The following is a 13397-nucleotide window of genomic DNA, read 5'->3' as shown; positions in this document are numbered from 1 at the left end:
CGATAGCGGCGCATCAGCCGACGGAGGAATCGCCATGCAGGTCACGAGGCAAGAGACAGCACAGCAAACGGTCGTCACGGTGCGGCCGCAGGAAAAGCTCGCGACGGTTCAGCATCTGCCTTATTTCATCGGATTGTCGGCGGCGACGGCCGGCACGCGCGGCCTCGCGATGCATCTCGTCGTCGTACCGCCGGGCGGCCGTGGCGAGCCGCATGTCCACGTGGGCTACGAGACGGGCATCTACATACTGGAAGGACGCATCGAGACGCGCTATGGGCCGGGACTGGCGGAATCGGTCATCAACGAGCCGGGCGACTTCGTGTTCATTCCGCCGGGCGTGCCGCATCAGCCGGTCAATCTGAGTGCGACCGAGCCTGCTCGCGCCGTGATCGCCCGCAACGATGCCAGCGAGGCGGATCGCGTCGTGCCCTACGATCCGCGGGAAGCGCAGGCGTCCTAGTAGCCGGACGCGCCCAGTCCCGGAAGATCGACGTAGCCGCTGTCGGCGAAGCGCGCGCCGCCGAACGCGCCGCCCGCGAGCTTGCCGCGCACCGCATACGAAACCTTGCTGACCGTGTCGCCGTTCGCGAAGCCGAACGCCTGGCGCGCGACCGAAAACGCCGAAACGGTCACCGGCACAGACACGATCGTCTCGCCGAAACGCGGCACCGTTCCGCGCTGATCGCTCACGCCGCTCGCGAACGCGCGGCCGTTGAGGTCGAGATCGAGCGCGACGCCGTCGAAGTCGATCGGCGCATCGTTCGGGTTCTGCACGCGCAGCTTCACGGCGAAGCGCATTTCGAGTCCCTGGCCTTCGAGCGGCTCGATGCCCGCGACGGAGACGCGCATCGCGTCGCGGTTGAAAAAGCCCGCGCAGCCGTCGAGCGCGAGCATCGCGATCAACGCAACGAAGAAGAGAAAGAAGCGATTGCGCGTGTATTTCGATTGCATGGGAATGTGACTCCTCGCGATGTCGTGTCAGGTATGCAGCGCATTCAGCAGCATGCGGCCATAGTCCAACAGCATGCGCCCATAGACATGATCAAACCAGACATCGTCGACGACAAAAAGCGCCGCAGCCCACGCACCCGCCACGATGATCAGATCGCAATGCCCGCTCGTCCACAGATTGAGCGAATGGCGCGCGACGATCCACGGCACGCCGAGTGGATTCGGCCAGTCCGCGAAGAGGTGCATGAGGCCGCCGCACGCGAAGCCGAACGCGATGGGCGCGGCCGGATGCCGCCCGAGAAAGTGATAGGACAGCACGAGAAGCGCGGCCCAGCCGACGCCCCAGTGCGTGAGCGTGCGATGCGTGATCCAGAGTTTGCGCGCGCGCGTCCACCATGCGACTTCGAGCCAGTCGGGCGCAGTGGCGCCGACGACACCGGCCAGCAGCGCAAGCACGCCCGACACCATATGCGCGCCCGCTGCCGCTCTTGCCGGATGCAGCACGACCGCCGCCGCGATGATGCCCGCCGCCCATCCGGTCGCGTGATGCGCCTTGCTCGATGCCATGAAAAAAGCCTGCCTTTGTCGCCCGTACCGAAAGAGCGCGCATGTTCGCACGGCGGGCGCATCCGGAGCCGGGCTGAAACATAAACTTACGGAATTGCGCGCGTCGAAACACGGTTGTGATCACATCGGCGGCGAGGCGGCGCCGGGTTGACTAAAATGATTGCTAGATTGCTGCGCAATCACGCTGCGGACGGTGCCCCAGGCGTCCCACGCCCGCCTGCGCATCAGGCATTGAACGTATCTATTCCAATCCGGCCGTCATGCAACACCTGAAATACCTGAGCGCCTACCCGAACACGCTACAGGACAAGGTGCGCCGACTGATCGCCCAGCAACAACTGGGCGCTTATCTCGATGCGCGCTATCCGAACAAGCACGCGGTGCAGTCCGATCGCGCGCTGTATGAGTATTGCTCGGGCCTGAAGCAGGAATTTCTGCGCGTCGCGCCCGCGATCGACAAGGTCTTCTACGACAGCAAGCTCGACGTGCTCCGTCACGCGCTCGGCCTGCACACCGCGATCTCGCGTGTGCAGGGCACGAAGCTCAAGGCGAAAAAGGAAATCCGCATCGCATCGCTCTTCAGGGACACCGCGCCCGAGTTTCTTCGGATGATCGTCGTGCATGAACTCGCGCATCTGAAGGAAAGCGATCACAACAAGGCCTTCTACCGGCTGTGCGAGCTGATGCAGCCGGGCTACCATCAGATTGAATTCGACTTGCGGCTCTATCTCACCCATCGCGACCTCGCGCGCGCCAGAGTGGCGTGAGCATCGCTGCATCGCATCAATATGACCAGGCGAGCGCGGCGGCGTACCCGGCAGGCGCATGCAGCGCAACCGCTTCGAACACGCCCGCATCGCGCGTGAGCGCATAGCGAACGCCATCGCGCGGCAGCACCGGGAAACGGTCCATCGCGATCGCCCCGCCGCCGATGCCGTCGCCGTGCGCCTTCAGCACCGCCTCCTTGGCCGTCCAGCAGTCGAAGAAGGCAGCGCTTCGGGCGGACTCGTCGGGCAGTGCGTCGATTTCGCGGCGATCCGAATCCGCCAGCACGGCGGGCGCCAGCTCGCGCCATTGAAACGTCGCGCGGGCTTCTTCGATGTCGGTGCCCACCCGCCTTGCCCGCGATACCGCGATCAGGCCATACGCGCCCGAGTGCGACACGTTGAAATCCGGTGCGTCCGGTTGCGCGAGAAACGGGCGGCCCCGGTCGTCGGCGTCGAACACGAGGCCTGCGGCATCCCCGCCCGTTGCGGCGGCGAGTACATGCCGCAACGCGCAGCGCACCGCGCCGAAACGCGCGGCATCCGCATGACGCAAAAAGCGCGCGGCGCGAGCGCGCTCGCTCGCGTTCATCACGGCGTAGGGCGCGCCGTCGATCGGCACCGAGAAGTCGATCTGAACCCGCCACACGTGCACGTCCGCGGGCGTGTCGGCGGGAAGCGGCACCGGCGCAATGCCGAAGGGAATCGTCGCTTCGGTCATTTCGGTGCGTACTGCGCCTCGCCGTTGCCGAAGGACCAGTTCTCCTTCTTCACCTCGACGAGACTGATGAATACGTCCTCGCGCCGAAGTTTCAGGCGTTCGTGCAGGCCATCGGCGACGGCCTTGTAAAACGCGCTTTTCTTCACGACATCGCGCCCTTCGTTGAGCGTGACCTGAATCACGACGCAATCATCGGTGCGGCTGATGCCGAGATACGTGCGATCGACGATGAAATCCCCCGCACCATGCTCGGCGACGATCTGAAAGCGATCGTTCTCGGGCACGTCGAGCGTCGTGCGCATCGCGTCGTACACCACGTCGCCGATGGCGGTGCGATACGCGCTGTCCTTGCCTTTTTGCAGATCGATGCGAACGAGCGGCATGAGTTTCTCCTCGTGGATGGGTTTCAGCGAAAGTACGGATGCAGCAGCAATTGCGGCAGGCCCGCGCGATCGACGTACACGACGGCGTTTTGCGCGAACTCGGTCATCAGCGCATCGGCGGTCTCGTGCGTCGCGCCGAGCACGAAGAGGCTCGATTCGGCCACCCACTCGTTCGTCGGATCGATGCCTTCGCCCGGCAGCGCGCGCAACCTCGACTGCCCGACGCGCTCGATCAGCCTGCGCTGGCGCGCCGCGTTTTCTTCGGGCGCGAGCACCTGGCCGAACGGATTGGACGCCGTGACGAACACCGCGCTCGCGACATCATGTTTCGCCAGCAACGACGCCGCCCCTGCATTCGCGACACCGACTTTCATGTCGATGCCCGGCTGCACTGCGATGCGATAGATCGCCGCGCGATACGCGTCGAGCGTCGCGGGCGGCAGTCCCTGCGTGCGCTTCAGAACGATCGGCTGGCCGTGCGGCGTCGCGCGCGCGGCCTCGTCCCATTCGACACGCCGGCGTGCGAGCGTCTCCTCGCTCACGCAGCCCTTCTCGGCCGTGAGGCGTTCGAGCGCGCTCAGCCAGTGCGTGTAGTAGGTATCGCCGTGGTCGGGATCGCCCGCCGCCTGCGCGTCCCTGATCGCGACACTCAACGCGTGCGCCCACTCCTTCCACGTGAACACGCCGCGCTCGTACAGCGCGAGCGTCATCGCGAAGGCCTGCGCTTCCCACGGTGCGCGAAACACCGGGCCGTTGTCATCGAAAGGCAATTCGGGCAAAACGGCGCGCAACGCCTGCAGCTTGGGTTCGTTCGAGGTCATGTCACGCGCGCGCGGCATCGAGATAAGGTTCCCAGCAATCGACACACACCGAGGACGCAGTCGTGTCCGGTCCCCACAATGCTTTCGCATCGAAACGCACGGTATAGAGCCACTGCGGATGCTCGCCGTGGCCGAGCGCGTTTTCATCGGGAAAGACGTGCGTGCCGCGCACCGCGACGATGCGCCCGGGCTTGCCCCGGCAATAGCGCGGCAGACGCGTGTGCGTCGGCGGATTCATCAGCTTCGTGCGAACTTCATCGCCGACGGCAAAGCGCGCGGGCGATGTCGCCGGCCGCTCGACCGGCGCGCCGCGCAACAGCGCCGCGCTCACGTCCGCGGCCTTCAGCACGCGCACGTTCGGCTTCGCGGCACAGTGCGAACGGCCGCTCGCGATTTCGTCCGCGCTCGCGAGTCCTTTTGCCATCAGCAGCTTCTTCAAGCCCTCGAACCAGATTTCGTAATAGCTGCTGCCGAGATATTGCGCGGGCGGAAGGCTTTCGCGCGCGGCCCGCGACGTGTCGATGTTCCATTGGCCCGTTGCGCCCATCGCGAGCGTGACGGCCAGAACCCGCCGCTCCCACTCCGCATGAAAAGGCGATGCGCCCGGCGCGTCGCAGGCATCGATTTCAACAGGACCGAACGCCTGCATGCCGCCCATATCGTGCGCCGCGTTCATGCCGATGCTCCCGTTGCCCGCGATGGCGCAAGCGCGAGGCCCGTGCCGATCATCGAATCGCGCGTGACGAGATCGGCGAGCGCGTCTTCGTCGAGATCATCCGTGCCGGCGGGTTGCATCGGCACGACGAGATAGCGCACTTCGGCGGTCGAATCCCACACGCGCAACTCGACATGTTCAGGCAATTCGACGCCGAAATCCTTCAGCACGCCGCGCGGATCGATCACCGCGCGCGAGCGATATGGCGCCGACTTGTACCAGACAGGCGGCAGCCCGAGCACGGACCACGGATAGCACGAGCACAGCGTGCAAACCACCATGTTATGTACGTTCTCCGTGTTCTCGAGCGCGACCATGTGCTCGCCTTGCCGCCCGGTGTAGCCAAGCGACGCGATGGCGGCGGTGGCGTCGTCGAGCAGCCACGTGCGAAACGCCGGATCGCGCCACGCCTTCGCAACGACGCGCGCGCCGTTGCGCGGGCCGACCTTGTGCTCGTAAGTCTCGACGAAGACGTCGAGCGCCTGCGGATCGACATAGCCCTTCTCGACCAGCAGCGATTCGAGCGCGCGCACGCGCAAGTCCATCTCCGGCAACGCGCTGCCGTGGGGTTCGTGTTCGTGATGATGAGGATGATCGTGGCTCATGCGCGGTCTCGCGAGTGGCACAGACGTCACACGTTACCGGAGTGCGCGCGCGCGTGCAAACGCCGGCACGCCGCCTATACTTTGATCAGCGTCTCATGCGAGGAGGATGCCATGACACGCAAGTACATCGATTGCCGCGAATGCCCGAGCGATGTGAAGTGCAGCATCGCTCTTTCCGCCGACTCCGAGGAGGAACTGATGGAAGCGGCCGTGCAGCACGCGGTCGCCGTGCATCAGCACACCGACTCGCCCGAGCTGCGTTCGCAGTTGAAGACCTTCTTCCACGAGGGCACGCCGCCTGCCTGATCGCGGTCGTCGGGTTTTCAGCCGAGTTCGAAAGTCGTCACGCCGAAAACATTCGCAAGCGGCACGCTCGGGGCCGCGCGCGTGTACATGCGCGCCGTTTCGAAGACGCTCTTCATGTCGTGCTCGACGGCGAGCGCAACCGCCGCAGGATTGCTCTCGGGCACGTCGAGAAACACGGTTTCGCCCGGCAGCGCGGACACGAGTGCGCGATAGAGCGCGCGCGCAGTCGTGAGATCGTCGGCGAAGAGCGGACCGATCTTGTGCCCCGCGCCGCAACGCCGTATCACGGCGAGCCCGCATATCGCGTCGCCATCGAGCGCGACGAGAGCGCGTGCGTCTTTTTTCGGCTGGGACAGCCACGCGCGCAGGAACGCCGCACGCTCGCACGCAAACATGCGCGTGTCGTAGTCGAGCAGGCTATCGAAAGGCACGGCGGGCGCGTCGACGATCGTCACGCCATCGACCGGCTCTTCATGCGCCGGCGCGACGCCCTCGTAGCGCACGTTGCGATACGCGAGCACGAAGCCTGATTTGCGATAGTTCGGCTGCTGCGCGAGCACGCCATCGAGCCCGATGTTGCGCGCGCCGAGATAGCGCATGCCTTCGTTCCACAAGCGCATGCCGAAGCCCTTGCCGCGCCATTGCGGACACACGATATACAGGCCGATGAAACCGAAGGCATCGCCGTATGCGACCGCGGAGATGCAGCCGACCGGCACGCCGTCCCATGTGCCCACGAAGAAGCCCTGCGGGTCAGCGGCGAAGAAAGCGCGGGCGTCGTCGAGGCCCGGATTCCATCCTTCGGTCGCGGCCCAGTCGAGTGCGATGGCGGCATGGCGCGCTGTCATGCGGCGTATGGCGAAGCGAGGATCGTCAGGCGTGGCGTGAGACGGACAGGGAACGGACGACATATGGCACGTCTTCTCGAAATGCAGGTGCATTCAGTGTCGCGCGTTTCTGATGCAGGGGAAAGATGCAGCGAGGGATGGATACAACGTGGGATGGACAGAACGGCGGGGGAACATCGAGGCGAACGTGTTTCGCCCCGATCAGGTACACCCTTGACGCCGTTCGCTACGGCTGAAACTCTGGCGCGAACGCCAGTCTTCCGAGCGCAAGACGTGCTCGCCGTCCTCGCGCGCTGCTTCCTCGGAATCGAAGCCTTCGTCGCTATACGCAACGACCTTCATTCCGCCTCCCGCCGCCCGTTCGACGGTGATGCCCCAATGCCACCCGCCTTCCTGTTGGAAGATATGCAGAGTCGGTTTCGACGATGTGGTCAGTTCCATATGTGCGGCTCCTTCAGGCGGAGATCCGTAATGCTTACCGGTCCTGCCCGATGAACGCTCTGTGTTTTCCGGCGTTTGATTGTTCGTGTCGATGTCTCGATGAAAGCGGAGACTCATGCCCCCGCCAGGAACAGCATACGCAATGCGATGCTGCGTTGCAACACGAGCTTTCCCTAAGCGTGGCCGGAATCGCACATGCTTTAGAGGCAGTAACGGGATTTAGCGCGGAAGTGCCGATCGTTGCGTGCAGTACTCATCGAGGAGGCGGCGTATGCGGCATTCACTCGCCGTCCCAGTAACCGAGCGAATCGCTGGCGCGAAAAACCGCGCGCAGGCCTTTCACGCCGGGTTCATCCGCGACCAGCACGGCCTGGCGGCCCGTGTCCGGATATTCGACCACTTCGGGCGATTGCATCGTGCTGATCGCAAGGTAGCGCAACGCCTGCGCGCCCGTGTTGACGATCTGATGCGCCGTTTCGGAATCGCCCGGCGGACAGGCGATGACATCGCCCGCGCGAATCGCATGCGTCTCTTGGCCGACACGCACTTCGCCCTCGCCTTCGATGACGAAAAACATCTCCTCGTTCACGCGATGATGATGCAACGGAAACGCACGCTTGCCCGGTTCGAGCACGATGAGGCTATAGCCGAGCTTCCTCGCGCCGAGCATGCCGCCGATACGCGCGATGCGCGGCGCATAGCGTTCGGCGGCGGCGCCGGTCGGCGCGAACTCGGGCGGCAGCGGTTGAGGATCGAGCGTATCGAGATTGACGATGGGCGGTTTCATGGGGTCTTGATTGTCGAAATCATGCGCTTGCCGCGCGAATGTCACGCGTGCGTTCATGCTCGCCGAGCCATACGGCGATCGCGTTGCACGTCCAGTCGGCATCGTCGTGCGGCAGGTCGTGGCCGGCCCACGGATGCACCCGGTGCGGCGCGCGCCATTGTTTCGCGATGCGCGCAGAGCATACCGGATCGACGAGCCGGTCAGCCGCCGACGACAGCAGCAGCACCGGACATCGCGGCCGTTCGTCACCCGCGCGAAATCGCGCAGCCGCCGCAAGTTGACGCAGCGCGCCGGCCGCGCTCGCGCCATGCGTGCGCCGCAGCCATGCCCAGCGCGCGATATCCGCGTCGCGCATGTCGTTGCGATTGCATGTGAGCACGAGAATCATCGCCTCGCATCGTTCGGGCTGCGTCCATGTGATCGCGATGCGGGCGAGCATCGGCCATGCGGCGGGACGCAGGCGTTCGGGCAGGCGCGCGAACGGGCGCATGCTGGTGTTGATGAGCACGAGCCGCTCGATCTCGTCCGCATGTCGTTCGGCCCACGCGGTCGCGACCATCCCGCCGAGCGACATCGCGAGCACGCGGCACGGCAGGCGCACCTTCAGCGCCACGGCGCGCTCGCGCACGAAGTCCATCATCGCGACGACGGAAACCGGCGCCGTATGTGCATGTTCGGCGCCATTGCCCGGCAAATCGACACACACGACACGCTCGCCCGCGCCGACGACCCCATGTGCGACGAGCGCTTCATCGAACGCGCCCCAGTGACGCGCTTCGCGCGTGAGACCGCGCAGGAGCACCCAATCGCTCATGATGCGCCCGTGCGCTGCCAGTGCTCGCGCGCGCGCCGCAGCACGTCCTCGCGGCATTCGCCGCTCGGCAGCCACCGCCGCGACGAGAACGCGGCGCGCGTGAGGAAATCGAAGAAGTTCGGATGGCGCCGCAGCACGCGCCGCGTGCGATGCGCCTTGATCGGATTGAAGATGCCGAGGCGCGAGAACAGCTGCATCGGATTCTTGCGAATCCAGCGCCACGAGCCGAGTTCGAGCGTCATCGGCAGAAAAATGCTGGGCGCGCGGGAGCGGTCATACGCGAAATCCCACAGGTCGCCGTGCAACAGGTATTGATGGCTCTGCGGCTCGAATGCGTAGCCGTGATGCGGATACGACGCCTCGAACATCGTCTTCAGCAGGAACATTTCCGGCAGATGCGCCATCTGGCGCTCGGTGCGCGCGTAGGGAAACCAGATGCTGTCGTCCCAGCCGAAACCCGAATGACAATCGAGCGCGAAACTGAGCGGCCGCGACATCAGTTGCTCCTCGACGACGGAAAGCAGCGCCGCGCTCTCCACTTCCATGCGACCGTCGAGAGGCCCGCGATACCACGGCAGCCACGGCCCGATGCGCTGGCCGCCCGCGAGAAACGGCACGCGTCCCTCGGCGCTTTGCGGCGCGTTGCGCATCAGGTCGACGCCGTTCGGATTCGCGCGCGTGCGCGCGAACATGCCGCCGGGATTGACGATCGGCATGAAGACGAGACGGATCGCGCGCAACTGATGATGCAGCGTCTCATCCCATTCGAGGCGGCGCAAAAGCGCACGCATGTATTCGAGGACGAGCTGCGTGCCGATGCATTCCAGCCCGTGCACGCCGCCGAAAAAGCCGATCGCGGGCGCTTGCGGATCGTCCGAGCCGATCGACGCGGTCAAAATTGGAAACGATTGACGGCGCGCCTGCACTTCGCCGATCGTGCGCCACGCGAAGCGCGCGCCGCCCGCGATGCGAATCGCCTTCAGTTCATCCATCTCCGGAAAACTGCTGGTCACGGCGACGCTCGAAGTGCTCATGACTGCGGCCTTGTCGTCTTGTATTAATCGGCTCGGGCGGCGGCTCGGTTTTTGCGCCGGGAAGTCCGTGCCCGGAAAGATCGAGTATAGGGCGCATCGTCAATACACGACATATCGGATATCACGCAGCCGTACGCGAACCGTCATGTATGGGGCGTCACCAGAACGGTGCCCTGCACGTTAGCGTCGTGTCACCTAGAATGAAATCGCCGTGTCATGCGGTGTGAGGGTTCTGTCATGTCATCCATCCCCCGTTTCATCGTCGGCGCGCTAGCGTTGTGCTGCGCGGCCTCCGCGCTCGCGCAACCGCAGGCGCAAACCAGTGATCCGAACGCGCCGAAAACCCGCGCGCAGGTCCAGCAGGATTTCCTGCTCTGGCGCTCGGCCGGCTACGATCCGAATGACTGGCTGAATTATCCCGACAATGCGTTGCGCGCGAGCCGCATCATCGCGCAGCGCCAGGCTCGCGGCGAAAACACGGTGCAGTGAGCCGCATTCGTCAGGCGGATTCGGGGCGCGGCTTTTGCCCGCGCAGAATGCGCCGCGCGATGCTCCAGCGATGCACTTCCGACGGACCGTCGTAGATCCGGAACGCGCGCATGTCCGCGAAAATCCGCGCGACGACGGTTTCATGCGTGACGCCCTGACCGCCGAGCACCTGCACCGAGCGGTCGACGACGCGCCACAGCGCCTCCGATGACACCACCTTCGCGATGCTCGACTCGTGCTTGCCGAGCACGCCCTGATCGAGCACCCATGCGCAGTGCCAGATGGCGAGGCGCGTCACGTGCAGATCCATTTCGTTGTCCGCGAGCATGAAGCCGACGCCTTCGTGCTCGCCCAACACACGGCCGAACGCCTGACGCTGCCGCGCATACGCCGTCGCGACATCGTGCGCGCGCCGCGCGGCGCCGAGCCAGCGCATGCAGTGCGTGAGACGCGCGGGCGAGAGCCGCACTTGCGCATAACGAAACCCTTCACCCGGCTCGCCCAGTACGTTCGCTTTCGGCACGCGCAAGCCCTCGAAGCGCACGACGCCGTGGCCACCGGGAAAGCACGTGTCGAGCGAATCCATCGCACGTTCGATGACGATGCCCGGGCTCGACATATCGGCGAGGAACATCGTCGCTGGGCCGTCGGCGAATTTCGCCATGATGATCGCGACCGCCGCGCCTTCTGCGCCCGTGATGAACCACTTTCGTCCATCGATCACGTATTCGTCGCCGTCCTGCGCCGCCGTGGTCTGCAGCATCGCGGGATCGGCGCCCGCGCCCGGCGGCGGTTCGGTCATGCAGAAACACGAGCGGATCTCGCCCGCAGCCAGCGGACGCAGCCAGCGTTCCTTCTGCTGCGGCGTGGCGATAGCCTCGAGCAGATGCATGTTCCCTTCGTCGGGCGCAGCAATGTTCAGTGCGACAGGGCCGAGCGGCGAATAACCCGCTTCTTCGAACAGAATGGCCTTGGCGACGTGATTCAGGCCGAGGCCGCCGAATTCAGGCGAAACGTGACTCGACAACAGCCCCGCCTTGCGCCCTTTCGCGACCAGCTCGGCGCGCAGCGCCTCGTTCGGGCCATGCGGCGTGCAACGCGGATCGCGCTCGAAGGGCATGATTTCTTCCGCGATGAAAGCGCGCACGCGCGCCTGCAGATCGATGAGTTCGGGCGAGAGCGAAAAGTCCATCAACAATCCTCCAGGGGAACGGGGCGAACCCAAGCTTAACCGCCCGGGCGCGTTGCGCGCCAGAAGCTTTCGCGAAGGCCGCTCACTCGTCGTACTCGGTGTATTTGCGCGCGTCGCCCTTTACTTTGTGTACCGGATACTTCGACCGGTTCAGCGCCATTTTCTCGATCAGCGCCCGATGCAAATCGACATCGAGCGAGTCCGCGAGCATCACGAGATAAGCGAGCACGTCCGCCATTTCGTGACGGATCGCTCGTAGCTTCGCTTCGTCGAGCTCGGCCTTGTCGCCGCTGGCGAGCCACGTGAACGGCTCAAGCAATTCGCTCGCCTCGACGGACAACGCCGCCGCGAGGTTTTTCGGCGAGTGAAAGCGGCTCCAGTCCCGCTCGCTGACGAACTCGCGCAGCATGTCGCGCATCCGGACGAGTTCGCTTGTGCCTTCTTGCTGGTCGTGCTGATCCATGACCTTCCTCTGACGTTTCGTTGCGTGCCTTTAGCTTAGCGCGACGGCGGACTCCTTCGGCTTTCGCGGCTTTTCCGCTTTCCAACTGCGCCTTGCCTTGTCCCAGATCAACGTTCTGATGTCTGGAACTCGCTTACCTCGAATTCCGATCCTCTAACCTGAGACATTTTGACACGCGCCGGAAAATTTTCTTGCCTCGATTAACTACGACTCATAAAATCGCAGTTAATCGATGACGACGATAACCGTCCGTCGAACGACCCCAATATCGAAATCCACGGAGCATCGAAATGTCCAAGCGCATTCTGGTAGTCGGAGCCGGCTTCGCCGGCATGTGGAGCGCCCTGTCCGCCGCGCGCCTTATCGATCAGCACGGCCGCACAGATATCGAAGTCGTGCTGGTCGCGCCGGAGCCGCATCTGCACGTGCGTCCGCGTCTGTATGAAGAAAATGCAGCGGGCATGAAGGCGCCGCTTCTGGACATTTTCGCGTCCACGGGCGTGAGATTCATTCAGGGTACGGTGGAGCGCATTCACGTCGAGCGCTCCGAAGTCGACGTGCTCGGCGCGCACGGCACGCCGTCGTCGATAAACTACGACCGACTCGTTCTGGCGACGGGCAGCCGCCTGTTCCGCCCGCAGATTCCGGGGCTTGCAAAGCACGCGTTCAGCGTCGATCAGGTCGATGAAGCCGCCGCGCTCGAAGCGCATATCAAGGCCCTCGCGACGCAGCCCGACACGCTCGCGCGCAACACGGTGGTCGTCGCCGGCGGCGGCTTCACGGGCATCGAAACGGCGGCGGAAATGCCCGCGCGCCTGCGCGCGGCGCTCGGCGAGAACGCGAAGGTGCGGGTCATCATTGTCGAGCGCGACAAGGAAATCGGTCCGGACCTGGGCGCGGGTCCGCGTCCGGTCATCGTCGAGGCGCTCGAGGCGCTCGGCGTGCAGTGGCGGCTCGGCGCGGCGGTGACATCGGTCGATGCGGACGGCCTCATCACGTCCGAAGGCGAGCGCATCGAAGCGAGCACGGTGATCTGGACCGCCGGCGTGCGCGCGAGCGCGCTGACCGCGCACATTCCCGCCGAGCGCGACGCGCTGGGGCGTCTGCATGTGGATCGCAATCTGCGCGTGCTGGGTGTCGACACGGTCTATGCCACGGGCGACGTCGCCTACGCCGCCACCGACGACGACGGCAATCACGCGATGATGTCCTGTCAGCACGCGATGAACCTCGGCCGATCGGCGGGCCACAATGTTGCAGCGGACCTGCTGGGCGAAGCGCCGATCCCCTACAGCCAGCCGAAATACGTGACGTGTCTCGATCTGGGACCGTGGGGCGCGGTCTATACGGAAGGCTGGGAGCGTGAAGTGAAGATGTCTGGCGCGCAGGCAAAGGAACTGAAGACGCGCATCAACACCGAGTGGATTTATCCGCCGAGCGCGGAGCGGGCCGAAGCGTTCGCGGCCGCGGACCCGCTGCGTATCGTCGTGGCGTAA

At 64.9% G+C, this 13397-nt stretch carries 19 protein-coding genes; 5 read left to right on the top strand and 14 right to left on the bottom strand.

All coding sequences use genetic code 11. From position 1 onward, the window contains the following. Nucleotides 1-34: 34 nt before the first annotated feature. Complete coding sequence (locus tag NCR38_RS15880; protein WP_061116007.1) at nucleotides 35-460, top strand: cupin domain-containing protein; 426 nt, start codon at nucleotides 35-37, stop codon at nucleotides 458-460. Here the strand turns inward: NCR38_RS15880 and NCR38_RS15875 are convergent. After that, nucleotides 457-951, bottom strand: coding sequence for an LEA type 2 family protein (locus NCR38_RS15875; protein ID WP_061116008.1), 495 nt, complete (start codon nucleotides 949-951; stop codon nucleotides 457-459). The genes NCR38_RS15880 and NCR38_RS15875 overlap by 4 nt on opposite strands. Nucleotides 952-978: 27 nt before the next feature. Then, entirely contained in the window at nucleotides 979-1518 is a 540-nt protein-coding gene (locus NCR38_RS15870) for a metal-dependent hydrolase (RefSeq protein ID WP_061116009.1), read from the bottom strand. 260 nt (nucleotides 1519-1778) lie between these two features. Here NCR38_RS15870 and NCR38_RS15865 point away from each other — a divergent pair, with 260 nt between their 5' ends. Continuing rightward, complete coding sequence (locus tag NCR38_RS15865; protein ID WP_061116010.1) at nucleotides 1779-2285, top strand: M48 family metallopeptidase; 507 nt, start codon at nucleotides 1779-1781, stop codon at nucleotides 2283-2285. A 16-nt stretch (nucleotides 2286-2301) separates the two neighbouring features. On the opposite strand, the gene NCR38_RS15860 is transcribed toward NCR38_RS15865, so the two are convergent. Genes NCR38_RS15860 through nthA form a run of 5 tightly spaced genes read right to left on the bottom strand, consistent with a single transcriptional unit; the run spans nucleotide 2302 to nucleotide 5527 of the window. Next, nucleotides 2302-3003, bottom strand: a complete 702-nt coding sequence (locus NCR38_RS15860) for a 4'-phosphopantetheinyl transferase superfamily protein (RefSeq protein ID WP_061116011.1) — start codon at nucleotides 3001-3003, stop codon at nucleotides 2302-2304. Then, a complete protein-coding gene (locus NCR38_RS15855) occupies nucleotides 3000-3386 on the bottom strand; it encodes a tautomerase family protein (RefSeq protein WP_061116012.1) in 387 nt (128 codons plus the stop codon). Before NCR38_RS15855 ends, NCR38_RS15860 begins: the two co-directional genes overlap by 4 nt. A gap of 23 nt (nucleotides 3387-3409) precedes the next feature. Further along, entirely contained in the window at nucleotides 3410-4207 is a 798-nt protein-coding gene (locus NCR38_RS15850) for a nitrile hydratase accessory protein (RefSeq protein WP_061116121.1), read from the bottom strand. A gap of 1 nt (nucleotide 4208) precedes the next feature. Further along, nucleotides 4209-4883 carry a nitrile hydratase subunit beta gene (gene nthB, locus NCR38_RS15845; RefSeq protein WP_061116013.1) on the bottom strand — a complete coding sequence of 225 codons (675 nt, stop codon included), beginning with the start codon at nucleotides 4881-4883 and terminating at the stop codon, nucleotides 4209-4211. Beyond that, complete coding sequence (gene nthA / locus NCR38_RS15840; protein WP_061116014.1) at nucleotides 4880-5527, bottom strand: nitrile hydratase subunit alpha; 648 nt, start codon at nucleotides 5525-5527, stop codon at nucleotides 4880-4882. Before nthA ends, nthB begins: the two co-directional genes overlap by 4 nt. Before the next feature lie 111 nt (nucleotides 5528-5638). Between nthA and NCR38_RS15835 the strand changes: the two genes are divergently transcribed. After that, entirely contained in the window at nucleotides 5639-5833 is a 195-nt protein-coding gene (locus NCR38_RS15835; protein ID WP_061116015.1) for a DUF1059 domain-containing protein, read from the top strand. Between the two features lie 17 nt (nucleotides 5834-5850). Here the strand turns inward: NCR38_RS15835 and NCR38_RS15830 are convergent, their stop codons facing one another. The 5 genes from NCR38_RS15830 to NCR38_RS15810 form a co-directional block, all read right to left on the bottom strand. Continuing rightward, nucleotides 5851-6681 carry a GNAT family N-acetyltransferase gene (locus tag NCR38_RS15830; RefSeq protein ID WP_250477342.1) on the bottom strand — a complete coding sequence of 277 codons (831 nt, stop codon included), beginning with the start codon at nucleotides 6679-6681 and terminating at the stop codon, nucleotides 5851-5853. A gap of 201 nt (nucleotides 6682-6882) precedes the next feature. Then, a complete protein-coding gene (locus NCR38_RS15825; protein ID WP_061116016.1) occupies nucleotides 6883-7122 on the bottom strand; it encodes a hypothetical protein in 240 nt (79 codons plus the stop codon). Between the two features lie 280 nt (nucleotides 7123-7402). After that, complete coding sequence (locus tag NCR38_RS15820) at nucleotides 7403-7909, bottom strand: cupin domain-containing protein (protein ID WP_061116123.1); 507 nt, start codon at nucleotides 7907-7909, stop codon at nucleotides 7403-7405. 19 nt (nucleotides 7910-7928) lie between these two features. Beyond that, complete coding sequence (locus NCR38_RS15815; protein ID WP_061116124.1) at nucleotides 7929-8723, bottom strand: alpha/beta fold hydrolase; 795 nt, start codon at nucleotides 8721-8723, stop codon at nucleotides 7929-7931. Beyond that, entirely contained in the window at nucleotides 8720-9757 is a 1038-nt protein-coding gene (locus tag NCR38_RS15810; protein WP_061116017.1) for a M14 family zinc carboxypeptidase, read from the bottom strand. Before NCR38_RS15810 ends, NCR38_RS15815 begins: the two co-directional genes overlap by 4 nt. Nucleotides 9758-9994: 237 nt before the next feature. Here NCR38_RS15810 and NCR38_RS15805 point away from each other — a divergent pair, with 237 nt between their 5' ends. Further along, nucleotides 9995-10246 (top strand): DUF4148 domain-containing protein, encoded by a 252-nt coding sequence (locus NCR38_RS15805; RefSeq protein WP_061116018.1) that lies wholly within the window; start codon nucleotides 9995-9997, stop codon nucleotides 10244-10246. Between the two features lie 10 nt (nucleotides 10247-10256). Here the strand turns inward: NCR38_RS15805 and NCR38_RS15800 are convergent, their stop codons facing one another. Then, nucleotides 10257-11438 carry an acyl-CoA dehydrogenase family protein gene (locus NCR38_RS15800; protein ID WP_061116019.1) on the bottom strand — a complete coding sequence of 394 codons (1182 nt, stop codon included), beginning with the start codon at nucleotides 11436-11438 and terminating at the stop codon, nucleotides 10257-10259. A gap of 82 nt (nucleotides 11439-11520) precedes the next feature. Next, entirely contained in the window at nucleotides 11521-11901 is a 381-nt protein-coding gene (locus NCR38_RS15795; protein ID WP_061116020.1) for a nucleotide pyrophosphohydrolase, read from the bottom strand. A gap of 290 nt (nucleotides 11902-12191) precedes the next feature. Between NCR38_RS15795 and NCR38_RS15790 the strand changes: the two genes are divergently transcribed. Next, nucleotides 12192-13397 (top strand): NAD(P)/FAD-dependent oxidoreductase, encoded by a 1206-nt coding sequence (locus tag NCR38_RS15790; protein ID WP_061116021.1) that lies wholly within the window; start codon nucleotides 12192-12194, stop codon nucleotides 13395-13397.

Origin of the sequence: Caballeronia sp. INML1 (genome assembly GCF_023631085.1) — a bacterium.
Taxonomy (GTDB): domain Bacteria; phylum Pseudomonadota; class Gammaproteobacteria; order Burkholderiales; family Burkholderiaceae; genus Caballeronia; species Caballeronia turbans.
Note: the sequence above shows the minus strand (reverse complement) of the source record. Positions and strands in the feature narration are given on the sequence as shown.